Source organism: Klebsiella aerogenes KCTC 2190 (genome assembly GCF_000215745.1).
GTDB classification, from domain to species: Bacteria; Pseudomonadota; Gammaproteobacteria; order Enterobacterales; family Enterobacteriaceae; genus Klebsiella; species Klebsiella aerogenes.
In genome coordinates, this window is the sequence record NC_015663.1 from 1,596,424 (window position 1) to 1,620,847 (window position 24,424).

A 24,424-nucleotide genomic window follows, 5' to 3' on the forward strand; every position below is an offset into this window, starting at 1 on the left:
TCGTTGCTATTCTATCTATCGCCATGGACTATCGTGGCGATGGAGGATGAATAATGAATATTCGCGATCTTGAATACCTGGTAGCGCTGGCTGAACATCGCCACTTCCGACGTGCGGCAGATTCCTGCCACGTCAGTCAGCCTACGCTTAGCGGACAAATTCGCAAGCTGGAAGATGAACTTGGGGTGATGTTGCTGGAGCGCACCAGCCGTAAGGTTCTGTTCACTCAGGCGGGTTTGCTGCTGGTGGATCAGGCGCGTACCGTGCTACGCGAAGTAAAAGTGCTCAAGGAGATGGCAAGCCAGCAAGGGGAAACCATGTCCGGGCCGCTGCATATCGGCCTGATCCCAACGGTGGGGCCATATTTGCTGCCGCACATAATTCCGATGCTGCATCAGACTTTCCCGAAGCTGGAAATGTATCTGCATGAGGCGCAAACCCATCAGCTGCTGGCGCAGCTCGATAGCGGTAAGCTCGACTGCGCGATCCTCGCGCTGGTCAAAGAGAGTGAAGCCTTTATCGAGGTGCCGCTGTTCGATGAGCCGATGATGCTGGCTATCTACGAAGACCATCCGTGGGCAGAGCGCGATCGCGTGCCGATGGCGGATTTAGCGGGTGAAAAGCTGTTGATGCTGGAAGACGGACACTGTCTGCGCGACCAGGCGATGGGCTTCTGCTTTGAAGCGGGTGCGGACGAAGATACCCACTTCCGCGCGACCAGCCTTGAAACGCTGCGCAACATGGTTGCCGCCGGAAGTGGTATTACACTGCTGCCTGCGCTGGCGGTGCCGCAGGAGAGAAAACGCGATGGCGTGGTCTATATTCCGTGCATTAAGCCGGAACCAAGACGCACCATCGGGCTGGTTTATCGTCCTGGTTCGCCACTGCGTAGCCGCTATGAGCATCTGGCGGAGGCCATCCGCAGTACTATGGATGGCCACTTCGATAAGGCGTTAAAAGAGGCGGTTTAAGCCGTTTAACGCCGCTACCCGATAGGCTTCGGCCATGGTCGGGTAGTTAAAGGTGGTGTTAACGAAGTACTCAATGGTGTTACCGCCGCCTTTCTGCTCCATAATCGCCTGGCCGATATGAATAATTTCGGCCGCGCGCTCACCAAAGCAGTGGATGCCGAGGATCTCTTTCGTCTCGCGATGGAACAGAATCTTCAGCGTACCCACGCTCATACCGACGATTTGCGCCCGCGCCAGATGTTTAAACTGTGCGCGACCTACCTCATAAGGCACCTTCATCGCGGTTAGCTGCTGCTCGGTTTTACCCACTGAGCTGATTTCCGGAATGGTGTAGATCCCGGTCGGGATATCTTCAATCAGATGCGCGGAGGCTTCGCCTTTGATCAGCGCCTGCGCGGCGATGCGTCCCTGATCGTAAGCCGCTGACGCCAGGCTTGGATAACCGATAACGTCACCAACGGCATAGATGTGCGGTAGGGCGGTCTGATACATGCTGTTTACTTTCAGCTGGCCGCGGCTGTCGGTTTGCAGACCGATATTTTCCAGCGCCAGCGTATCGGTGTTACCGGTACGACCGTTGGCGTACAGCAGGCAGTCAGCTTTCAGCTTCTTACCAGACTTCAGATGCATGATCACGCCGTCATCGACGCCTTCGATTTTCTCGTACTCTTCGTTATGGCGGATAACCACGCCGCTGTTCCAGAAGTGATAGGAGAGCGAATCGGACATCTCCTGATCGAGGAACGCCAGTAGACGATCGCGGGTATTGATCAGATCGACCTTAACCTCCATACCGCGGAAGATCGACGCGTACTCGCAGCCGATCACCCCGGCGCCGTAAATGATCACGTGGCGCGGTTCGTGGTGCAGGCTAAGAATGGAATCGCTGTCGTAAATACGCGGGTGGTGGAAATCGACATCGGCCGGATGATACGGGCGCGAGCCGCAGGCGATAACGAATTTCTCGGCGGTGACCGTTTCTACGGTGCCATCGTGACACTCCAGCGCCAGCGTGTGCTCATCAACAAAGTGGGCGTTGCCCTGCAGAATTTCGCAGTGGTTGCGCTCATAGAAACCCTGACGCATATGGGTTTGCTGGTTAATGACGCTGTCGGCATGGTTGAGGATGTCGGCGAAGGAAGAACGGAGAAGACGGGAATGGTCGCTGTAGAGGGGGTTTTGGTTAAACTCGATAATACGGCTGACGGCATGGCGAAGCGCTTTTGACGGGATGGTTCCCCAGTGGGTACAACCACCGCCGACGTTATGGTAGCGCTCGATAACGGCAACACGAGCTCCCTGTTTCACCAGTCCCATCGCGGCGCCTTCGCCGCCAGGACCGGAACCAATCACTATTGCATCATAATCCCAAGAGTGTGACATGGCATTACTCACCTGTTTTATACACAAAATAAACACGATGATAACATTTGGCGAGCTTTAACCCAATTATCGTTGTGCTTTTTTGCGGCATAAAAGCAGAAACGGCTCATAAACAATCATTCACAATCCAGTACAAACCGATTAGTTTTAATCTCTGGTATAGTGCCGACAGGGCTATTGGAAGGATTCATACATCGTGATGGGCGTAAGAGCACAACAAAAAGAAAAAACCCGCCGCTCGCTGGTGGAAGCGGCATTTAGCCAACTTAGCGCTGAGCGAAGCTTTGCCAGCCTGAGCTTGCGCGAGGTTGCGCGGGAAGCAGGGATCGCGCCGACGTCCTTTTATCGTCATTTTCGCGATGTCGATGAGTTAGGCCTGACGATGGTAGACGAAAGCGGGCTAATGCTGCGCCAACTGATGCGCCAGGCGCGCCAGCGCATTGCGAAAGGCGGCAGCGTGATCCGCACCTCCGTCTCTACCTTTATGGAGTTTATTGGTAACAACCCGAACGCCTTCCGCCTGCTGTTGCGTGAGCGTTCTGGCACATCCGCGGCGTTTCGAGCCGCTGTAGCGCGCGAGATCCAGCATTTCATCGCGGAACTTGCCGACTATTTAGAACTCGAAAACCATATGCCGCGCGCCTTTACCGAAGCGCAGGCTGAAGCTATGGTCACCATCGTATTCAACGCCGGTGCGGAAGCGTTGGACGTCAGTCCGGAGCAGCGCCGACAGCTGGAAGAACGGCTGGTACTGCAGCTCAGAATGATTTCAAAAGGCGCGTATTACTGGTATCGCCGTGAACAAGAAAAAATGTCACATCATTCCGAATAACGTGAAGGACGAGCAATGAAACACTCAGTTCAAGATAAAGGTACGCTACTGCTGGCGCTGATCGCGGGTCTGTCCATTAATGGCACCTTCGTCGCGCTGTTCAGCTCAATCGTTCCCTTTTCCATCTTCCCGGTTCTGTCGCTGCTGCTGACGGTATACTGTCTGCACCAGCGCTATCAGAACCGCAGTATGCCAGTCGGGCTGCCGGGGCTTTCCGCCGCCTGCTTTATTCTCGGCGTTCTGCTGTATAGCACCGTGGTGCGCGCAGAATATCCGGATATCGGCTCTAACTTCTTCCCGGCGGTGCTGTCTGTCGCGATGGTGTTCTGGATCGGTTACAAGATGCGCAACCGCAAAGATACCGCGGCGGAGTAATCCGCCAGGCAATAACCCGGCAACGTTGCGTTCGCCGGGTTTTTTTATGCGTTTATTTCTTCGTTAACAGTACGCCGCATTCCATATGGTGGGTATACGGGAACTGATCGAATAGCGCCAGGCGGGTGACATTGTGCGTCTGGCTGAGGGTTTCCAGGTTCTGGCACAGCGTTTCCGGGTTGCAGGAGATATAGAGAATTCGTGGATAGGCCTGGACCATTTTTTCCGTCTCGCTATCCAGCCCGCTGCGCGGCGGATCGACAAAAATGGTTTCGCACTGATAGCTTTGCAGATCGATACCCTGCAGGCGGTTAAACTCCCGCACGCCGTTCATCGCCTGAGTAAATTCTTCCGCCGCCATACGGATAATTTGCACGTTATCGATATGGTTGGCGGCAATATTGTATTGCGCGGAGGCGACTGACGGTTTAGCGATTTCCGTCGCCAGCACGCGATCGAAGTTACGCGCCAGCGCCAGCGAGAAGTTGCCGTTGCCGCAGTAGAGCTCCAGCAGATCGCCGGTGGAACCTTTGGTGACGTCCAGCGCCCACTCCAGCATCTGAATATTCATCGCCGCGTTTGGTTGGGTAAAGCTGTTTTCCACCTGACGATAGATCATTTCGCGCCCGCCAACCGGCAGACGTTCATCGACATAATCCCTATCGAGCTCGATTTTGGTTTTAGTGGCGCGGCCTATCAGCTGCACGTTGAGATTTTGCGCGCGTAGGGCATCGCGTAGCGCTTCCGCCTGCTGGCGCCACTCGTCGTCGAGCTTTTTGTGATAGAGCAGCGAGACGATGGCCTGGTTGCTCATGGTCGTCAGATAATCAATCTGGAAAAGCTTATGGCGCAGGACCGGGTTATGGCGCACGCCATCGAGCATTGCCGGCATCAGCTGGTTGATGAGCTCGCTGGCGGCCGGGAAGGTATCGACGCGAATACGCGACTTGGTCTGCTGATCGAAGATGATGTGATAGAGATCGTCGCCGTCGTGCCACAGGCGAAATTCAGCGCGCATCCGGTAGTGGCTGACCGGCGAACGAAACACCTCCGGAACCGGCGCGGCAAAAGGGGCCATCATTTTCTGCAAACGGACGACTTTTTCTGCCAGTTGCGCTTCGTATTGCTCGGTAGGAAGGTGTTCGGGGGTCATGATGCATCCTGAATAAAATAAGTACGCGGGGATTGTAGGGAAAGCATTGGGGATGTCCAGCCCTGGTTGCGGATGAAATATCGTTATAGCAGTCTGGACATCTATATGTTTCTAATTGTAGCATCTTGCAACCGGTCCTCTGAGTTAATAGGGAATCCAGTGCGAATCTGGAGCTGACGCGCAGCGGTAAGGAAAGGCGAGAAATAAGCGCACTCGGTGCAGACACTGCGGTTAGCCGTGGGAAGTCATTATTTCTTAAAGCAGCCTCCAAGCCCGAAGACCTGCCGGATACGTCGCATTTGGTTTCTATCATCGCGAGCTACTGATAGAGCCGGCGGCATCCTCTCTATATTATGGATGCTTTTACAATGATTAAAAAAGCTTCGCTGATGACGGCTTTATCCGTCACGGCATTTTCCGGCTGGGCGCAGGACAGCAATTCAAATACGTTAGTGGTGACGGCAAACCGTGTGGCGCAACCTATCGAGACCGTGCTGGCGCCGGTGAGCGTGGTGACGCGGCAGGATATCGATCGCTGGCAGTCAACCTCTCTCACCGATGTGATGCGCCGCCTGCCGGGCGTGGACATCGCGCAAAACGGCGGCATGGGGCAGCAGAGCTCTCTTTTCGTACGCGGCACCAACTCCAGCCATGTCTTAATCCTGGTGGATGGCGTACGTCTGAATCAGGCGGGCGTCAGCGGCTCTTCCGACTTAAGCCAGTTCCCTATCGCTCTGGTACAGCGCATTGAATACGTTCGTGGCCCGCGCTCGGCGATCTACGGCTCAGATGCGATCGGCGGGGTGGTGAACATTATTACCACTCGCGACCAGGACGGCACCACGCTCAATGCCGGCGTGGGTTCAAATGGCTACCAGAACTACGGCGGCAGCACGCAGCAGACTTTCGGCGGACATACCCGCGTCACCCTGGCGGGCGACTATACCTATACCAAAGGCTTTGATGTTGTCGCCGAAGGCAATACCGGCGGCGTTCGCCAGCCGGATCGCGATGGCTTTATGAGCAAAACGATCTACGGCGCGCTGGAGCATAGCTTCTCCAATGAGTGGAGTGGCTTTGTGCGTGGGTACGGCTATGACAACCGGACGGCCTACGACGGCTCTCCTTATGGCGGCGTATTAGTCGATACTCGCCAGTTGTATAGCCAGACCTGGGATGCCGGCCTGCGTTTTAATCAGGATATCTTCCACTCGCAGCTGACTTCCAGCTATAGCCACAGCAAGGACTACAATTACGATCCGCGACTGGGGCGCTATGACACCTCGGCGACGCTGGATGAAGTGAAACAGTACAATGTGCAGTGGGCGAACACGGTCGATGTTGGCCACGGCAACGTTGGCGCTGGAATTGACTGGCAAAAACAAACCACCGAGCCTGGCACGAACTATGTGACCGATGGCTATGAAATCCGTAATACCGGCCTGTTTATCACCGGCTTGCAAAAGTTGGGCGATTTCACCCTGGAAGGGGCGGCGCGTAGTGATGATAACTCGCAGTTTGGCCAGCATGGTACCTGGCAGAGCAGCGCCGCGTGGGAATTTATCGACGGCTATCGCTTTATCGCCTCTTATGGTACCGCCTACAAAGCGCCGAATCTCGGCCAGCTGTACGGCTTCTACGGTAATCAGAATCTCGACCCGGAAGAGAGCAAGCAGTGGGAAGGGGCCTTTGAAGGCCTGACGTCTGGGGTGACATGGCGCCTGTCCGGATATCGTAACGACATCAATAATCTGATCGACTACGACTCGCAGTTGATGAAATATTATAACGTCGGCAAGGCGCGTATTAAAGGTATTGAAGCGACGGCGTCGTTTGATACCGGGCCGCTGGCGCACAGCATCAGCTATGACTATGTCGATGCGCGTGATGCGAAAACCAACGAGCTGCTGGTGCGCCGGGCAAAACAGCAGGTGAAATACCAGTTGGACTGGCAGGTTTATGATTTCGACTGGGGGGTGACCTATCACTATCTTGGCACCCGTTATGACAACACTTACGACCCGGTAACCTATGCGCCTGAGAGCGTTAAGTTGGGCGGTGTAAGCTTGTGGGATCTCGCAGTTTCGTATCCAGTCACCTCACATCTCACAGTTCGTGGTAAAATAGCCAACCTGTTCGATAAAGATTACGAGACAGTATATGGCTACCAAACTGCAGGACGGGAATACACCTTGTCTGGCAGCTACACCTTCTGATCCACGTCCCACCGTGCTGGTGTTTGATTCCGGCGTCGGTGGGTTGTCGGTATATAACGAGATTCGGCAGCTGTTGCCGGATCTACATTATATTTATGCTTTCGATAACGTTGCCTTCCCCTATGGCGAGAAGAGCGAAGAGTTTATCGTTGAGCGTGTTGTTGAAATCGTGACTGCCGTTCAGCAACGCTATCCTCTGGCGCTGGCGGTCATCGCCTGTAATACCGCCAGTACCGTTTCCCTGCCAGCCCTACGTGAAAAGTTCGCTTTCCCGGTGGTAGGCGTCGTGCCGGCGATTAAGCCTGCCGCGCGCTTAACGGCGAACGGTATTGTCGGCCTGCTGGCGACACGCGGAACCGTCAAGCGTCCTTATACCCGTGAACTCATTGACCGCTTTGCCAATGAATGCCGCATCGAAATGCTGGGTTCCGCTGAGCTGGTGGAACTGGCAGAGGCGAAGCTGCACGGCGAAGCGGTACCGTTGGAAGAGCTGCGTCGAATTCTGCGCCCGTGGCTACGGATGCAGGAGCCGCCCGATACGGTCGTATTAGGTTGTACGCACTTCCCGCTACTGGCGGAAGAACTGCAACAGGTCATGCCGGAAGGTACGCGGTTTATTGATTCCGGCGCGGCGATTGCTCGACGTACCGCCTGGTTGCTGGAGCATGAAGCGCCGGATGCCAAATCGAATGATGCCAATAAGGCTTTTTGCATGGCGATTACCCCGGATACTGAACAGCTTTTACCCGTTTTACAGCGTTATGGCTTTGAAACGCTGGAAAAACTACCGCTTTAAAGGCGTTTTGCGCAAAAAAAAGACGGTTGAAAAGTTTTTTGAAAACAGGGCTTGTCAACGTCTCAGAACTCCCTATAATGCGCCTCCACGACACGGCGGATGTGAATCACTTCACACAAACAGCCGGTTCGGTTGAAGAGAAAAATTCTGAAATTCAGGGTTGACTCTGAGGCGGGAAAGCGTAATATGCACACCCCGCGCCGCAGCGAAAAAGCGCGTCGCAACTGCTCTTTAACAATTTATCAGACAATCTGTGTGGGCACTCAAAGTGACATGGATTCTTAACGTCCTCGGACGAAAAATGAATACCAAGTCTCTGAGTGAACATGCGTAATTCATTACGAAGTTTAATTCACGAGCATCAAACTTAAATTGAAGAGTTTGATCATGGCTCAGATTGAACGCTGGCGGCAGGCCTAACACATGCAAGTCGAGCGGTAACACAGAGAGCTTGCTCTCGGGTGACGAGCGGCGGACGGGTGAGTAATGTCTGGGAAACTGCCTGATGGAGGGGGATAACTACTGGAAACGGTAGCTAATACCGCATAACGTCGCAAGACCAAAGTGGGGGACCTTCGGGCCTCATGCCATCAGATGTGCCCAGATGGGATTAGCTAGTAGGTGGGGTAATGGCTCACCTAGGCGACGATCCCTAGCTGGTCTGAGAGGATGACCAGCCACACTGGAACTGAGACACGGTCCAGACTCCTACGGGAGGCAGCAGTGGGGAATATTGCACAATGGGCGCAAGCCTGATGCAGCCATGCCGCGTGTATGAAGAAGGCCTTCGGGTTGTAAAGTACTTTCAGCGAGGAGGAAGGCGTTAAGGTTAATAACCTTGGCGATTGACGTTACTCGCAGAAGAAGCACCGGCTAACTCCGTGCCAGCAGCCGCGGTAATACGGAGGGTGCAAGCGTTAATCGGAATTACTGGGCGTAAAGCGCACGCAGGCGGTCTGTCAAGTCGGATGTGAAATCCCCGGGCTCAACCTGGGAACTGCATTCGAAACTGGCAGGCTAGAGTCTTGTAGAGGGGGGTAGAATTCCAGGTGTAGCGGTGAAATGCGTAGAGATCTGGAGGAATACCGGTGGCGAAGGCGGCCCCCTGGACAAAGACTGACGCTCAGGTGCGAAAGCGTGGGGAGCAAACAGGATTAGATACCCTGGTAGTCCACGCCGTAAACGATGTCGACTTGGAGGTTGTGCCCTTGAGGCGTGGCTTCCGGAGCTAACGCGTTAAGTCGACCGCCTGGGGAGTACGGCCGCAAGGTTAAAACTCAAATGAATTGACGGGGGCCCGCACAAGCGGTGGAGCATGTGGTTTAATTCGATGCAACGCGAAGAACCTTACCTACTCTTGACATCCAGAGAACTTAGCAGAGATGCTTTGGTGCCTTCGGGAACTCTGAGACAGGTGCTGCATGGCTGTCGTCAGCTCGTGTTGTGAAATGTTGGGTTAAGTCCCGCAACGAGCGCAACCCTTATCCTTTGTTGCCAGCGGTCCGGCCGGGAACTCAAAGGAGACTGCCAGTGATAAACTGGAGGAAGGTGGGGATGACGTCAAGTCATCATGGCCCTTACGAGTAGGGCTACACACGTGCTACAATGGCATATACAAAGAGAAGCGACCTCGCGAGAGCAAGCGGACCTCATAAAGTATGTCGTAGTCCGGATTGGAGTCTGCAACTCGACTCCATGAAGTCGGAATCGCTAGTAATCGTAGATCAGAATGCTACGGTGAATACGTTCCCGGGCCTTGTACACACCGCCCGTCACACCATGGGAGTGGGTTGCAAAAGAAGTAGGTAGCTTAACCTTCGGGAGGGCGCTTACCACTTTGTGATTCATGACTGGGGTGAAGTCGTAACAAGGTAACCGTAGGGGAACCTGCGGTTGGATCACCTCCTTACCTTAAAGAACCTGCCTTTGTAGTGCTCACACAGATTGTCTGATGAAAATACAGCAGTAAGTAATCTCTGCAGGCTTGTAGCTCAGGTGGTTAGAGCGCACCCCTGATAAGGGTGAGGTCGGTGGTTCAAGTCCACTCAGGCCTACCAAATTCGCTCTCGTGCTTTGTTGTGGCAAAGCTCGCATACTTCAGTATGCTTCGCTTCACCACGCCGCGCCCGAAAACGAATTAAAGGTTAAAAGAGATTCATTCGATGGGGCTATAGCTCAGCTGGGAGAGCGCCTGCTTTGCACGCAGGAGGTCTGCGGTTCGATCCCGCATAGCTCCACCATCCTTACTGCAAAAACAGAAAACTTCAGAGTGTACCTGAAAAGGTTCACTGCGAAGTTTTGCTCTTTAAAAATCTGGATCAAGCTGAAAATTGAAACGACACACAGTCAATGTGTGTTCGAGTCTCTCAAATTTTCGCGACACGTGGGTGTTTTACGAAACATCTTCGGGTTGTGAGGTTAAGCGACTAAGCGTACACGGTGGATGCCCTGGCAGTCAGAGGCGATGAAGGACGTGCTAATCTGCGAAAAGCGTCGGTAAGGTGATATGAACCGTTACAGCCGGCGATGTCCGAATGGGGAAACCCAGTGCAATTCGTTGCACTATCGTTAACTGAATACATAGGTTAACGAGGCGAACCGGGGGAACTGAAACATCTAAGTACCCCGAGGAAAAGAAATCAACCGAGATTCCCCCAGTAGCGGCGAGCGAACGGGGAGCAGCCCAGAGTCTGAATCAGCTTGTGTGTTAGTGGAACGGTCTGGAAAGTCCGACGGTACAGGGTGATAGTCCCGTACACCAAAATGCACAGGCTGTGAACTCGAAGAGTAGGGCGGGACACGTGGTATCCTGTCTGAATATGGGGGGACCATCCTCCAAGGCTAAATACTCCTGACTGACCGATAGTGAACCAGTACCGTGAGGGAAAGGCGAAAAGAACCCCGGCGAGGGGAGTGAAAAAGAACCTGAAACCGTGTACGTACAAGCAGTGGGAGCACCTTTATGGTGTGACTGCGTACCTTTTGTATAATGGGTCAGCGACTTATATTCTGTAGCAAGGTTAACCGTATAGGGGAGCCGCAGGGAAACCGAGTCTTAACTGGGCGTTAAGTTGCAGGGTATAGACCCGAAACCCGGTGATCTAGCCATGGGCAGGTTGAAGGTTGGGTAACACTAACTGGAGGACCGAACCGACTAATGTTGAAAAATTAGCGGATGACTTGTGGCTGGGGGTGAAAGGCCAATCAAACCGGGAGATAGCTGGTTCTCCCCGAAAGCTATTTAGGTAGCGCCTCGTGAATTCATCTTCGGGGGTAGAGCACTGTTTCGGCTAGGGGGTCATCCCGACTTACCAACCCGATGCAAACTACGAATACCGAAGAATGTTATCACGGGAGACACACGGCGGGTGCTAACGTCCGTCGTGAAGAGGGAAACAACCCAGACCGCCAGCTAAGGTCCCAAAGTCACAGTTAAGTGGGAAACGATGTGGGAAGGCACAGACAGCCAGGATGTTGGCTTAGAAGCAGCCATCATTTAAAGAAAGCGTAATAGCTCACTGGTCGAGTCGGCCTGCGCGGAAGATGTAACGGGGCTAAACTGTGCACCGAAGCTGCGGCAGCGACACTATGTGTTGTTGGGTAGGGGAGCGTTCTGTAAGCCTGCGAAGGTGGCCTGTGAGGGTTGCTGGAGGTATCAGAAGTGCGAATGCTGACATAAGTAACGATAATGCGGGTGAAAAGCCCGCACGCCGGAAGACCAAGGGTTCCTGTCCAACGTTAATCGGGGCAGGGTGAGTCGACCCCTAAGGCGAGGCCGAAAGGCGTAGTCGATGGGAAACAGGTTAATATTCCTGTACTTGGTGTTACTGCGAAGGGGGGACGGAGAAGGCTATGTTAGCCGGGCGACGGTTGTCCCGGTTTAAGCATGTAGGCGGAGGTTCCAGGTAAATCCGGTACCTTTTAACGCTGAGGTGTGATGACGAGGCACTACGGTGCTGAAGTAACAAATGCCCTGCTTCCAGGAAAAGCCTCTAAGCATCAGGTAACATTGAATCGTACCCCAAACCGACACAGGTGGTCAGGTAGAGAATACCAAGGCGCTTGAGAGAACTCGGGTGAAGGAACTAGGCAAAATGGTGCCGTAACTTCGGGAGAAGGCACGCTGATATGTAGGTGAAGCCCCTGCGGGTGGAGCTGAAATCAGTCGAAGATACCAGCTGGCTGCAACTGTTTATTAAAAACACAGCACTGTGCAAACACGAAAGTGGACGTATACGGTGTGACGCCTGCCCGGTGCCGGAAGGTTAATTGATGGGGTTATCCGTAAGGAGAAGCTCTTGATCGAAGCCCCGGTAAACGGCGGCCGTAACTATAACGGTCCTAAGGTAGCGAAATTCCTTGTCGGGTAAGTTCCGACCTGCACGAATGGCGTAATGATGGCCAGGCTGTCTCCACCCGAGACTCAGTGAAATTGAACTCGCTGTGAAGATGCAGTGTACCCGCGGCAAGACGGAAAGACCCCGTGAACCTTTACTATAGCTTGACACTGAACATTGAGCCTTGATGTGTAGGATAGGTGGGAGGCTTTGAAGCGTGGACGCCAGTCTGCGTGGAGCCAACCTTGAAATACCACCCTTTAATGTTTGATGTTCTAACGTTGGCCCCTAATCGGGGTTGCGGACAGTGTCTGGTGGGTAGTTTGACTGGGGCGGTCTCCTCCCAAAGAGTAACGGAGGAGCACGAAGGTTAGCTAATCCTGGTCGGACATCAGGAGGTTAGTGCAATGGCATAAGCTAGCTTGACTGCGAGCGTGACGGCGCGAGCAGGTGCGAAAGCAGGTCATAGTGATCCGGTGGTTCTGAATGGAAGGGCCATCGCTCAACGGATAAAAGGTACTCCGGGGATAACAGGCTGATACCGCCCAAGAGTTCATATCGACGGCGGTGTTTGGCACCTCGATGTCGGCTCATCACATCCTGGGGCTGAAGTAGGTCCCAAGGGTATGGCTGTTCGCCATTTAAAGTGGTACGCGAGCTGGGTTTAGAACGTCGTGAGACAGTTCGGTCCCTATCTGCCGTGGGCGCTGGAGAATTGAGGGGGGCTGCTCCTAGTACGAGAGGACCGGAGTGGACGCATCACTGGTGTTCGGGTTGTCATGCCAATGGCATTGCCCGGTAGCTAAATGCGGAAGAGATAAGTGCTGAAAGCATCTAAGCACGAAACTTGCCCCGAGATGAGTTCTCCCTGAGACTTTAAGTCTCCTGAAGGAACGTTAAAGACGATGACGTTGATAGGTCGGGTGTGTAAGCGTAGCGATACGTTGAGCTAACCGATACTAATGAACCGTGAGGCTTAACCTTACAACGCCGAAGGTGTTTTGGCGATTTGAGACGATTTTCAGCTTAGATTCAGAGTCCGAAGGATTTTGCGCTGAGACAAGGCGGCAAACGAAGCGATGGAAGGAGCATACTGAAGTATGTGACTGACATTCGCGAGAGCAGCCAACGCAGTATGAGCGCAAAAGACACAGGACGAGCACAAAGAATTTGCCTGGCGGCAATAGCGCGGTGGTCCCACCTGACCCCATGCCGAACTCAGAAGTGAAACGCCGTAGCGCCGATGGTAGTGTGGGGTCTCCCCATGTGAGAGTAGGGAACTGCCAGGCATCAAATTTGCAGTAAAACCGGGGCATTAAACCGGTAGATGTAGAAAAAATTCGGTGGAGCGGTAGTTCAGTCGGTTAGAATACCTGCCTGTCACGCAGGGGGTCGCGGGTTCGAGTCCCGTCCGTTCCGCCACTTATTTATATTAAGCCTGCTATATTAGCGGGCTTAATAGCGAGAAAGATTTAGGGGCGTAGCTCAGTTGGTAGAGCACCGGTCTCCAAAACCGGGTGTCGCGAGTTCGAGTCTCTCCGCCCCTGCCATATATAATCCTTTGCTTCGGCAAAGGATTTTTTTTGTCTTTAATTTCTCCCATCACTCTGCCTTTCCAGTTTTTTAGCCACTCCATCCATGGAGTCAGATCGCTATTCCAGGATGCTGCTTTTCAGGATCTCGCGAATATGTGCCTGCTTATCGCTATTTTGTAGCCAAATGGCATACAGAGGACGTGAAAGGGTCGCGCTATCGGTCACCGTGTGCAGGCCAGTTTTCTGCTGTGCCCAACTAACGGGTAACCAGGTACAACCATTCAAGGTAGTGAGCTGTTGATAAGCCAGTTCTGCGGAGCTCGTCGTCAGTAGCGGTACATCATCGCTGCCGATCAAACCCACTTCGTTTTGCTGGAAGTCCGGTCCCCATTCCAGCCGCAGGTAGTTCAAATCATTCTTATTTTTTCCCGGCGCGGCACAATAGAGCGCCAGGGTGAAATGACCCAATAACTGGCTGCTTAATTCATCCATCTTCGGTGATTCTGTGGTGATCAGGAGATCGAGCTGGCGTTCATGCAACTGCTTCACTAATGACTGGCGTTGAGCTATCCGCGCCTCAAATTGCAGATTATAGGGATCTTTGTAGAGCGTCCCCAGCCAACCGTTCAATAGGCATTCCCATAGCGACGCGCTGGCACCGATCGAAAACTCATTATGGCGAGAAGAGTGGGCGACCTCCTTACGCGCGGCCTGCCAGGTATTCATCAACGTTTCGGCATAGGGCAACAGTTTCTCACCGGCTGACGTCAGGCGAATATTGTTACGATGGCGGGTGAATAAATTTACGCCCAGCTGGTTCTCCAACTGACGAATGCGGAAGCTAACCGCTGATTGTGTTAAATAAAGCGCTTCCGCTGCCCGCCCAAAGTGGCGAGTTCTGCTCACTTCAAGGAAAGTTTTGAGCAATTCCGTGTCCACACTCTTCTCCGCAAAATTATTTGTCGTGATGATTTAAATGTTTTGTTTGACGCTCTGTCAAGCGTAACTAATACTCCGCGCCATAAATAGCTCGGCCAAAGAATCAGGAGCGTGTAGGATGGCGGAAAGCTTTACGACGACTAATCGTTTTTTCGACAATAAAAATTATCCACGCGGGTTCTCCCGTCACGGTGATTTCACCATCAAAGAGGCGCAACTGCTTGAACGTCATGGTTACGCCTTTAATGAGCTGGAATTGGGCAAACGCGAGCCTGTTACCGAAGATGAAAAACAATTCGTTGCGGTATGCCACGGCGAACGTGAGCCGGTGACCGAAGCGGAACGCGTTTGGATTAAGTATATGGCGCGAATCAAACGTCCGAAGCGTTTTCACACCTTATCTGGCGGTAAGCCGCAGGTTGAAGGCGCTGAAGACTACACTGAAAGCGACGATTAAAAAAAAGGGCGAAAGCCCTTTTTTTATGCCATCAGCGTCTGCAGGTGATTTAACATACGGTCGATAGCCCGGTAGCTTATCGCCTCCTGCAAATGATGACGTTCGATATCCCTATCCTCATTAAGATCGGCGATAGTACGCGCAACTTTCAGTAAACGTTGCCATGCGCGGATTGAAAGCCCTAATAGTGAGAGCGTCTGTTCCAGCCATATCGCGTCGTCTTCTTTCAGCTTGCACCAGACTTTTATCTCCCCGCTGTCCAATTGTGCATTAAGTTTATTCTGCCGTGCGAGCTGTCTGTCGCGCGCCGCGAATACCCGTAGACGAATGGTGGCGCTTCGCTCTTCGCCAACGCCACCCCGGCTTAATACGCCCGGTGGAGGGAGTGGAATCTCAAGCGAGAGATCGAAGCGGTCGAGAAATGGCCCTGACAATCGGCCCAGGTAGCGCAGGGTCTGTTCCGGTGTGGCCCGATTATGCTGACCCTGGTAATGTCCTGTTGGGCTGGGATTCATGGCGGCAATCAACTGAAATCGCGCAGGATAGTCAATCTTAGCCCGAGTGCGGGAAAGATGAATTTTTCCTGATTCAATGGGCTCTCGTAGTGCATCCAGAACCCGACGCTCGAATTCAGGTAGTTCATCAAGAAACAGAATACCGTTATGCGCCAGGGAGATCTCCCCCGGGGCAGGGATTGAGCCGCCGCCGACCATCGCCGTTAGCGAAGCGCTGTGGTGAGGGGCGCGAAAAGGCCGCCGACGCCACTGACGCGTAACGTAATGAGCATTGACGAGGCTGAGGATAGCCGCGCTTTCCAGCGCTTCCTGGTTGCTTAGTGGCGGTAAAAGCCCCGGCAAACGGCTGGCGAGCATCGTCTTCCCCGTACCAGGTGGACCCATCAAGAGTAAATTGTGACCGCCAGCTGCGACTATCTCCAGCGCGCGTTTTCCCTGCTGTTGGCCAATGACATCGCCGAGATCGTCATAATCGTCCTCTCCCGCAGTTATTTCACCAGTCGGCGGCTGCAGAGTATGTTTCCCTTCCAGAAACGCACAGACTTCCTGCAGGTGCCCTGCTATAAGGCACTCATTGCCGTTAATCAAGCCGACCTCTTCGGCGTTATCTCCAGCAACGACAATCTGCCTCCCGACTTTTATCGCTTCCATAGCGCTGGATATTGCCCCAGGAACGCCGCGTAACGCGCCTGTAAGCGCTAATTCGCCAATAAACTCATACTGATTAAGTTTCGGGGCGGCAAGCTGCTGCGAAGCGACCAGGAGCGCGAGAGCGATAGGTAAATCATATCTCCCGCCCTCTTTCGGCAGATCGGCTGGGGCAAGGTTTATGGTTATCTTCTTTGCCGGAAAGCTGTAGCCGCTGTTAATAATGGCGCTACGTACCCGATCGCGGGCTTCCTTTACCGTGGTTTCCGGCAGACCGACCATCGTCAAACCGGGTAGTCCGTTGCTGATATGGACTTCGACGGTAATTAGCGGCGCGCTGACCCCGAGCGCCGCGCGGGTATAGACAATTGCGAGTGACATAACGCCTCCTGAGCGGAATGATTATGTCTATTCATAGAGTTTCATGAACCTGGGAATATTTAACTTTACGACGCCTGTTCCAGACAATTGTCTGCAAAGTTTTGCATTTTTATTATCTTGGGAGGGCATGCGCAAATCCGTCATGACGCCGTTTTAATGCCGTAAAACACGGATGCAAACGCGAGAATAAGCTGAATTTTTTTCATTTTATTTTTTCTTTTTAAAAACAACTGGTTTAATAAAAATCGTTAGCAAGATCAGAAAATGGAACATAAAAAAATCTTGTGCTTAATGTGATGTCTGTGGTAACTCTTTAGGTATTCCTTCGAACAAGAAGCCAGAAAGAACAGAAAATGACAGCCCTTCTACGAGTGATTAGCCTGGTCGTGATTAGCGTGGTGGTGATTATTATCCCACCGTGCGGGGCTGCACTTGGACGAGGAAAGGCTTAGAAATCAAGCCTTAACGAACTAAGACCCCCGCACCGAAAGGTCCGGGGGTTTTTTTATAACTTAAAAAACATAAGCGAGGAGCAGAAGATGAGTTTTAGCATAAAATTCTGTTTCTCCCGATCTATGACGGGGAAGTAACTATGAACGGGGCGCAGTGGGTGGTACATGCTTTGCGAACACAGGGAGTCGACACGGTATTTGGCTATCCGGGTGGCGCGATTATGCCGGTTTACGATGCTTTGTATGACGGCGGCGTGGAACACCTGCTGTGTCGGCACGAGCAAGGCGCCGCAATGGCCGCCATCGGTTATGCCCGCGCGACCGGCAAAACTGGTGTTTGCATCGCCACTTCCGGCCCTGGCGCCACCAACCTGATCACCGGTTTGGCTGACGCGTTACTTGATTCTGTACCTGTTGTCGCCATCACCGGTCAAGTGGCGGCGCCGTTTATCGGCACCGATGCTTTTCAGGAAGTGGACGTTCTTGGTTTGTCGCTGGCCTGCACCAAACACAGTTTCCTCGTGCAGTCGTTGGAAGAGCTGCCGCGCGTCATTGCGGAAGCTTTCCAGGTGGCAAACTCAGGCCGTCCTGGCCCGGTACTGGTTGATATTCCAAAAGATATCCAGTTGGCTAAAGGCGAATTAGATCCGCATTTCTCCACCGTCCCTGATGATGTTGAGTTCCCGCACACACAAGTCGAGCAGGCGTTAGCGATGCTTGCGCAGTCCCACAAGCCAATGCTGTACGTGGGCGGCGGTGTTGGAATGGCACAGGCGGTACCGGCCGTGCGCGAATTTCTGGCGGTGACGCAGATGCCGGTAACCTGCACCCTGAAAGGGTTGGGTGCCGTCGCCGCGGATTATCCGTATTACCTTGGCATGCTGGGTATGCACGGAACCAAGGCAGCAAACCTGGCGGTGCAGGAGTGCGATTTATTAATCGCCGTCGGCGCCCGTTTTGATGACCGGGTTACCGGCAAGCTGAATACCTTTGCCCCGCACGCCAAAGTAATCCATATGGATATTGACCCGGCTGAGCTGAACAAACTGCGCCAGGCGCACGTCGCCTTAACCGGAGATTTAAACGCCATGCTGCCGGCGTTGCAGCAGCCGTTGGCCATCGATGCGTGGCGCGAGCACAACGCGCAGCTGCGCGCGGAGCACGCCTGGCGTTACGATCATCCCGGCGAGGCAATCTACGCGCCGCTGTTGCTCAAGCAGCTTTCCGATCGCAAACCGGCGGATTGCGTCGTGACGACCGATGTCGGCCAGCACCAAATGTGGTCGGCCCAGCACATGACCTATACCCGCCCGGAAAACTTCATCACTTCCAGCGGCCTCGGCACCATGGGTTTTGGTCTGCCGGCAGCCGTTGGCGCGCAGGTGGCTCGCCCGGACGATACGGTTATCTGTATCTCCGGCGATGGCTCTTTCATGATGAACGTGCAGGAGCTGGGCACCGTTAAGCGCAAGCAATTACCGTTGAAAATCGTGCTGCTGGATAACCAACGTTTAGGCATGGTTCGCCAGTGGCAGCAGCTGTTTTTCCAGGAGCGTTACAGCGAAACCACGCTTACCGATAATCCTGATTTTCTTACGCTGGCCAACGCTTTTGGCATTCCAGGCCAGCACATCACCCGTAAAGACCAGGTTGAAGCGGCACTCGACACCATGCTTTCGAGCCAGGGGCCATACCTGCTTCATGTCTCAATCGATGAACTTGAGAATGTCTGGCCGTTGGTGCCGCCCGGCGCCAGTAATGCAGAAATGCTGGAGAAATTATCATGATGCAACATCAGGTCGCTTTACAGGCTCGCTTCAACCCCGAAACCTTAGAACGCGTGCTGCGCGTGGTGCGCCATCGCGGTTTTCAAATTTGCTCAATGAATATGGAAACCGCGTCGGATGCGCAAAACATAAATATCGAGCTGACCGTTGCCAGCCAGCGGCCCGTCGAATTACTGTTTAGTCAGTTACGCAAACTGGTCGACGTCGCCTGCGTCGAGATCCAGCAACCCACATCACAACAAATCCGCGCCTGAGCGCAGAGGAATAAAAACAATGACGACGAAGAAAGCTGATTACATTTGGTTCAATGGCGAGATGACCCCATGGGGCGAGGCGAAAGTACACGTCATGTCCCACGCGTTGCACTACGGGACTTCGGTATTCGAAGGTATCCGCTGCTACGATTCTCACAAAGGGCCAGTGGTGTTCCGCCATCGTGAACACATGCAGCGTCTGCATGATTCAGCAAAAATCTACCGTTTCCCGGTTTCTCAGAGCGTTGACGAGCTGATGGAAGCCTGCCGCGAAGTTATCCGTACCAATAAACTGACCAGCGCTTATATCCGTCCGCTGGTGTTTGTTGGCGATGTTGGCATGGGCGTTAACCCGCCGGACGGCTATAAAACCGACGTTATCATCGCGGCGTTCCCGTGGGGTGCATACCTTGGCGCAGAAGCGCTGGAGCAGGGGATCGATGCGATGGTTTCTTCCTGGAACCGCGCGGCGCCAAACACCATCCCAACCGCAGCGAAAGCGGGCGGCAACTATCTCTCCTCTCTGCTGGTCGGCAGCGAAGCGCGTCGTCACGGTTATCAGGAAGGTATCGCGCTGGACGTTAACGGCTATATCTCCGAAGGCGCAGGCGAAAACCTGTTTGAGGTGAAAGATGGCGTGCTGTTTACTCCGCCGTTTACCTCTTCCGCGCTGCCGGGTATCACCCGCGACGCCATCATCAAACTGGCGAAAGATCTCGGTATCGAAGTCCGCGAGCAGGTGCTGTCCCGCGAATCTCTGTACCTGGCGGATGAAGTGTTCATGTCCGGTACCGCTGCGGAAATCACGCCGGTACGCAGCGTTGACGGTATCCAGGTTGGCGCAGGCCGCCGTGGCCCGGTGACCAAACGCATTCAGGAAGCCTTCTTTGGCCTCTTCACCGGTGAAACGGAAGATAAATGGGGCTGGCTGGATCCGGTAAGTAAGTGATTAAAAATGGGACGGCACGCACCGTCCCATTGCATAAACAGAGATGGGAGTAAAAAGAGCATGCCTAAGTACCGTTCCGCCACCACCACACATGGCCGCAATATGGCGGGCGCCCGCGCGCTGTGGCGCGCAACCGGGATGACCGATGCCGATTTCGGCAAACCGATCATCGCCGTTGTTAACTCCTTTACCCAGTTTGTACCAGGGCACGTGCATCTGCGCGATCTCGGCAAACTGGTTGCCGAGCAAATTGAAGCTGCTGGCGGCGTTGCTAAAGAATTCAACACCATCGCGGTGGATGATGGGATCGCCATGGGGCACGGGGGTATGCTCTATTCACTGCCATCCCGCGAGCTCATCGCCGATTCAGTCGAGTACATGGTTAACGCCCACTGCGCCGATGCTATGGTCTGTATCTCTAACTGCGACAAAATCACCCCGGGGATGCTGATGGCCTCCCTGCGTTTGAATATTCCGGTGATCTTTGTCTCCGGCGGTCCGATGGAAGCCGGGAAAACCAAGCTGTCTGACAAAATCATCAAGTTGGATCTGGTTGATGCCATGATCCAGGGGGCAGACCCGAAAGTCTCTGACGATCAGAGCGAACAGGTGGAGCGTTCCGCCTGTCCGACCTGCGGTTCGTGCTCGGGGATGTTCACCGCGAACTCAATGAACTGCCTGACCGAAGCATTAGGCCTGTCGCAGCCGGGTAATGGTTCTCTGCTGGCGACCCATGCCGACCGTAAAGCGCTGTTCCTCAACGCCGGTAAACGTATCGTTGAACTGACTAAACGCTACTACGAGCAGGACGACGCCTCCGCTCTGCCGCGCAATATCGCCAGCAAGGCGGCATTTGAAAACGCCATGACTCTCGATATCGCAATGGGCGGCTCAACCAATACCGTACTGCATCTGCTGGCGGCGGCGCAGGAAGCTGAAATCGACTTCACCATGAGTGATATCGACAAGCTGTCCCGCAAAGTGCCGCAGCTGTGCAAAGTGGCGCCGAGTACGCAGAAATACCATATGGAAGACGTGCACCGCGCCGGCGGCGTGCTGGGGATCCTCGGCGAACTGGATCGCGCCGGTTTACTCAACCGTGATGTCAAAAACGTCCTTGGCCTGACCCTGTCGCAGACCCTGGAACAGTACGATGTGATGGTGACCCAGGACGACGCGGTGAAAAAAATGTTCCGCGCCGGCCCGGCGGGGATCCGTACCACCCAGGCGTTCTCGCAGGACTGCCGCTGGGATACGCTGGATGACGACCGCGCCGAGGGATGTATCCGTTCTCTGGAACATGCCTACAGTAAAGACGGTGGCCTGGCGGTCCTGTACGGCAACTTTGCCGAAAACGGCTGTATCGTCAAAACCGCCGGCGTGGACGATAGCATCCTGAAATTTACCGGCCCGGCGAAAGTTTATGAAAGCCAGGATGAAGCGGTTGAGGCCATCCTCGGCGGCAAAGTCGTGGAAGGCGACGTCGTGGTTATTCGCTATGAAGGGCCGAAAGGCGGGCCAGGAATGCAGGAGATGCTCTATCCGACCACTTTCCTGAAGTCCATGGGGCTTGGCAAAGCGTGCGCGTTGATCACCGATGGCCGTTTCTCCGGCGGCACATCCGGGCTTTCCATCGGCCACGTATCGCCGGAAGCCGCGAGCGGCGGCAACATCGCGATCATCGAAGATGGCGACATGATTGCTATCGATATTCCGAACCGCGGTATTCAGCTGCAGCTCAGCGATGCCGAAATCGCCGCCCGTCGCGAAGCGCAAGAAGCGCGTGGCGATAAGGCGTGGACGCCGAAAGACCGCGAGCGCCAGGTCTCCTTCGCGCTGCGCGCTTACGCCAGCCTCGCGACCAGTGCCGACAAGGGCGCCGTGCGCGATAAATCAAAACTTGGGGGTTAATCATGGCCGAGTCGCAACCCCTATCCGCCGCCCCTGAGGGGGCGGAGTATCTCCGGGCGGTACTGCGCGCGCCGGTTTATGAAGCGGTACAGAAAACGCCGCTGCAAAAAATGGATAAGCTCTCTTCGCGGCTGGATAACGTTATTCTGGTGAAACGCGAAGACCGCCAGCCGGTGCATAGCTTTAAGCTGCGCGGCGCCTACGCGATGATGTCCGGCCTGACGGCGGAACAAAAATCAAATGGCGTGATCACCGCTTCGGCGGGTAATCATGCGCAGGGCGTGGCGTTCTCTGCCTCCCGGCTGGGTGTTAAGGCGCTGATCGTGATGCCGGTAGCGACCGCCGATATCAAAGTCGATGCCGTTCGCGGCTTTGGCGGCGAAGTGCTACTACACGGCGCCAACTTTGACGAAGCGAAAGCCCGCGCGATTGAGCTGGCGCAGCAGCAGGGGTTTACCTGGGTGCCGCCGTTCGATCACCCGATGGTCATCGCCGGTCAGGGAACGCTGGCGCTGGAGCTGCTGCAGCAGGATGCCCACATTGACCGCGTATTCGTCCCGGTTGGCGGCGGCGGTTTGGCGGCAGGCGTGGCGGTGCTTATCAAGCAGCTGATGCCGCAGATTAAAGTGATAGCGGTGGAAGCGGAAGATTCGGCGTGTCTGAAAGCGGCGCTGGATGCCGGTCACCCGGTGGATCTGCCGCGCGTCGGTTTGTTCGCTGAAGGCGTGGCGGTGAAGCGCATCGGCGATGAAACGTTCCGTGTATGCCAGGAGTATCTGGACGACATCATCACCGTCGATAGCGATGCTATCTGCGCGGCGATGAAAGATCTGTTCGAAGATGTGCGGGCGGTAGCGGAGCCCTCCGGCGCGCTGGCGCTGGCGGGGATGAAAAAGTATATCGCCCAGCATAACATCCGCGGCGAGCGTCTGGCTCACATCCTGTCCGGCGCCAACGTTAACTTCCACGGACTACGTTACGTTTCTGAGCGTTGCGAGCTCGGGGAGCAGCGCGAAGCGCTGCTGGCGGTGACGATACCGGAGGAGAAGGGGAGTTTTCTTAAGTTCTGCCAGCTACTGGGTGGCCGTTCAGTCACCGAGTTCAACTACCGTTTTGCCGATGCCAAAGATGCCTGTATTTTCGTTGGCGTGCGGCTGAGCCGCGGGCTGGATGAGCGTAAAGAGATCCTCGATTTACTGAGCGAAGGCGGCTACAGCGTGGTCGATCTTTCCGATGACGAAATGGCGAAACTGCACGTGCGTTATATGGTCGGCGGACGGCCGTCTAAACCGCTGCAGGAGCGCCTGTTTAGCTTCGAGTTCCCGGAATCACCAGGCGCGCTGCTCAAGTTTCTGCACACCCTCGGCACCCACTGGAATATTTCGCTGTTCCACTATCGTAGCCACGGCACCGATTTTGGCCGCGTTCTGGCGGCGTTTGAGCTTGGCGAGCATGAGCCGGACTTCGAAACCCGTCTTAATGAACTGGGCTACGAGTGTCATGACGAAACCCATAACCCGGCGTTCCGCTTTTTCCTCGCGGGCTAGTGGTTAGGCAGGATTTTCCAGAACGCATCAATAAGCGGCTCGTACAGCCGCTTTTTTTGTGCGCAGACGCCCAGCTCAAATGGCGTCTTCTCATCGCTGCGATCGAGGATCATCACGCGATTGCGGACCGGCTCGGGGCTGTTTTCCAGCACCACTTCCGGCAGTAGCGCCACGCCGCAGCCGAGGGCGACCATAGATACCATGGCTTCATGGCCGCCAACGGTGGCGTAAATGGATGGATTGCTGATTTTATGGCGACGGAACCACAGCTCGATGCGGCGGCGCACCGGGCCCTGATCGGCCATGATAAACGGCACCGTTGCCCAGTCGGGATGCTCGACCGTGACCTGATTGCGCACCGGGCAGGGCAACGCCGGGGCAATCAGCACCACCGCAAGATTTTCCAGCATCGAAAACGCCACCGAGCCCGGCAGCGTCTCCGGCTTACCGGCAATGGCCAGATCGGCTTCTCCAGTGACCACTTTTTCCATCGCATCAGCGGCGTCGCCGGTCGATAACTTTATCTCTACTGAGGGATGCGCGGCGCGAAAGCGATCGAGAATCGGCGGCAAGTGACTGTAAGCGGCGGTCACGGAGCAGAAAATATGTAGCTCGCCGGAGAGCGACGGCCCCTGCTGGTCGATGGCGTGGCGCAGTTGCTGATACTGCAATAAAGTCTGCTGGGCAAAGGTGCGGAGTTCTTCGCCGGCCTCGGTTAGGGTTACGGTGCGATTATCGCGAACGAACAGCGGCTGGCCGAGGTCCTCTTCCAGGCGTTGAATCTGCCGCGAAAGCGTGGAGGGACTGACGTGCATAGCCCGCGCGCTGCGGCCAAAATGGCGGCTTTCCGCCAGATGCAGAAAGGTTTTCAGATCGCGTAAATCCATGGCTCAATCCCCTGAGAATAACGTTGCAGTTATTGCAATGTGATGTTGTGAATATATCAATTTTCGCAACGAAATTCCTGTCATATAGTGGGTTCATTC

17 protein-coding genes, 4 tRNA genes, 3 rRNA genes and 1 riboswitch are annotated in these 24,424 nt (G+C 54.5%); of the genes, 19 read left to right on the forward strand and 5 right to left on the reverse strand.

The window, feature by feature from the left end; translation table 11 throughout:
* Positions 1–53 precede the first annotated feature (53 nt).
* Positions 54–971: a DNA-binding transcriptional regulator OxyR gene (gene oxyR / locus EAE_RS07745; protein ID WP_015368909.1), complete on the forward strand. Its 918-nt coding sequence runs from the start codon at positions 54–56 to the stop codon at positions 969–971.
* Here oxyR and sthA read toward each other — a convergent pair.
* On the reverse strand, positions 954–2,354 hold the full coding sequence (sthA, locus tag EAE_RS07750; RefSeq protein WP_015368908.1) for a Si-specific NAD(P)(+) transhydrogenase: 1,401 nt from the start codon (positions 2,352–2,354) through the stop codon (positions 954–956). The genes oxyR and sthA overlap by 18 nt on opposite strands.
* 196 nt (positions 2,355–2,550) lie before the next feature.
* Here sthA and fabR point away from each other — a divergent pair, with 196 nt between their 5' ends.
* A complete protein-coding gene (gene fabR / locus EAE_RS07755; RefSeq protein ID WP_015368907.1) occupies positions 2,551–3,186 on the forward strand; it encodes an HTH-type transcriptional repressor FabR in 636 nt (211 codons plus the stop codon).
* Between the two features lie 15 nt (positions 3,187–3,201).
* Positions 3,202–3,561, forward strand: coding sequence for a YijD family membrane protein (locus tag EAE_RS07760; RefSeq protein WP_015703957.1), 360 nt, complete (start codon positions 3,202–3,204; stop codon positions 3,559–3,561).
* Between the two features lie 52 nt (positions 3,562–3,613).
* Here EAE_RS07760 and trmA read toward each other — a convergent pair whose 3' ends face one another.
* Positions 3,614–4,714 (reverse strand): tRNA (uridine(54)-C5)-methyltransferase TrmA, encoded by a 1,101-nt coding sequence (gene trmA / locus EAE_RS07765; RefSeq protein WP_015368905.1) that lies wholly within the window; start codon positions 4,712–4,714, stop codon positions 3,614–3,616.
* Positions 4,715–4,829: 115 nt separating this feature from the next.
* Positions 4,830–5,017: riboswitch (cobalamin riboswitch) on the forward strand.
* A gap of 65 nt (positions 5,018–5,082) precedes the next feature.
* Here trmA and btuB point away from each other — a divergent pair.
* From btuB to EAE_RS07810, 9 genes are all read left to right on the forward strand, one after another.
* Complete coding sequence (gene btuB / locus EAE_RS07770; protein ID WP_015703958.1) at positions 5,083–6,930, forward strand: TonB-dependent vitamin B12 receptor BtuB; 1,848 nt, start codon at positions 5,083–5,085, stop codon at positions 6,928–6,930.
* Positions 6,875–7,726: a glutamate racemase gene (murI, locus tag EAE_RS07775; protein ID WP_015703959.1), complete on the forward strand. Its 852-nt coding sequence runs from the start codon at positions 6,875–6,877 to the stop codon at positions 7,724–7,726. Before btuB ends, murI begins: the two co-directional genes overlap by 56 nt.
* Before the next feature lie 369 nt (positions 7,727–8,095).
* A 16S ribosomal RNA gene (locus EAE_RS07780) occupies positions 8,096–9,635 on the forward strand.
* Positions 9,636–9,706: 71 nt separating this feature from the next.
* A tRNA-Ile gene (locus EAE_RS07785) sits at positions 9,707–9,783 on the forward strand.
* Between the two features lie 107 nt (positions 9,784–9,890).
* Positions 9,891–9,966: transfer RNA gene (locus tag EAE_RS07790), tRNA-Ala, on the forward strand.
* A gap of 176 nt (positions 9,967–10,142) precedes the next feature.
* Positions 10,143–13,047: ribosomal RNA gene (locus tag EAE_RS07795) — 23S ribosomal RNA — on the forward strand.
* A 189-nt stretch (positions 13,048–13,236) separates the two neighbouring features.
* A 5S ribosomal RNA gene (rrf, locus tag EAE_RS07800) occupies positions 13,237–13,352 on the forward strand.
* The 16S, 23S and 5S rRNA genes sit together here with 4 tRNA genes alongside, the layout of an rRNA operon.
* Positions 13,353–13,408: 56 nt before the next feature.
* Positions 13,409–13,485: transfer RNA gene (locus tag EAE_RS07805), tRNA-Asp, on the forward strand.
* A gap of 52 nt (positions 13,486–13,537) precedes the next feature.
* Positions 13,538–13,613 (forward strand) — tRNA-Trp (locus tag EAE_RS07810).
* Between the two features lie 102 nt (positions 13,614–13,715).
* On the opposite strand, the gene hdfR is transcribed toward EAE_RS07810, so the two are convergent.
* Complete coding sequence (gene hdfR, locus EAE_RS07815; RefSeq protein ID WP_015703960.1) at positions 13,716–14,537, reverse strand: HTH-type transcriptional regulator HdfR; 822 nt, start codon at positions 14,535–14,537, stop codon at positions 13,716–13,718.
* A 118-nt stretch (positions 14,538–14,655) separates the two neighbouring features.
* Between hdfR and EAE_RS07820 the strand changes: the two genes are divergently transcribed.
* Positions 14,656–14,994, forward strand: coding sequence for a MaoP family protein (locus EAE_RS07820; protein ID WP_015368901.1), 339 nt, complete (start codon positions 14,656–14,658; stop codon positions 14,992–14,994).
* A gap of 23 nt (positions 14,995–15,017) precedes the next feature.
* Here the strand turns inward: EAE_RS07820 and EAE_RS07825 are convergent, their stop codons facing one another.
* Complete coding sequence (locus tag EAE_RS07825) at positions 15,018–16,538, reverse strand: YifB family Mg chelatase-like AAA ATPase (RefSeq protein ID WP_015703961.1); 1,521 nt, start codon at positions 16,536–16,538, stop codon at positions 15,018–15,020.
* Between the two features lie 353 nt (positions 16,539–16,891).
* On the opposite strand from EAE_RS07825, the gene ilvL reads away from it, so the two are divergent.
* The 6 genes from ilvL (at position 16,892) to ilvA (ending at position 23,438) form a co-directional block, all read left to right on the forward strand.
* The gene (gene ilvL, locus EAE_RS07830; RefSeq protein ID WP_001311244.1) at positions 16,892–16,990 is read left to right on the forward strand and encodes an ilv operon leader peptide; all 99 of its coding nucleotides are present in this window, start codon (positions 16,892–16,894) and stop codon (positions 16,988–16,990) included.
* 140 nt (positions 16,991–17,130) lie between these two features.
* The gene (ilvG, locus tag EAE_RS07835; RefSeq protein ID WP_015703962.1) at positions 17,131–18,777 is read left to right on the forward strand and encodes an acetolactate synthase 2 catalytic subunit; all 1,647 of its coding nucleotides are present in this window, start codon (positions 17,131–17,133) and stop codon (positions 18,775–18,777) included.
* A complete protein-coding gene (gene ilvM / locus EAE_RS07840) occupies positions 18,774–19,031 on the forward strand; it encodes an acetolactate synthase 2 small subunit (RefSeq protein ID WP_015368897.1) in 258 nt (85 codons plus the stop codon). The genes ilvG and ilvM overlap by 4 nt, the downstream gene beginning before the upstream one ends.
* A gap of 19 nt (positions 19,032–19,050) precedes the next feature.
* Complete coding sequence (locus EAE_RS07845) at positions 19,051–19,980, forward strand: branched-chain amino acid transaminase (RefSeq protein WP_008807980.1); 930 nt, start codon at positions 19,051–19,053, stop codon at positions 19,978–19,980.
* Positions 19,981–20,040: 60 nt separating this feature from the next.
* The gene (ilvD, locus tag EAE_RS07850) at positions 20,041–21,891 is read left to right on the forward strand and encodes a dihydroxy-acid dehydratase (protein ID WP_015703963.1); all 1,851 of its coding nucleotides are present in this window, start codon (positions 20,041–20,043) and stop codon (positions 21,889–21,891) included.
* A 2-nt stretch (positions 21,892–21,893) separates the two neighbouring features.
* On the forward strand, positions 21,894–23,438 hold the full coding sequence (gene ilvA, locus EAE_RS07855; protein WP_015368895.1) for a threonine ammonia-lyase, biosynthetic: 1,545 nt from the start codon (positions 21,894–21,896) through the stop codon (positions 23,436–23,438).
* Here the strand turns inward: ilvA and ilvY are convergent.
* Positions 23,435–24,325, reverse strand: a complete 891-nt coding sequence (gene ilvY, locus EAE_RS07860) for an HTH-type transcriptional activator IlvY (RefSeq protein ID WP_015703964.1) — start codon at positions 24,323–24,325, stop codon at positions 23,435–23,437. The genes ilvA and ilvY overlap by 4 nt on opposite strands.
* Positions 24,326–24,424 lie beyond the last annotated feature (99 nt).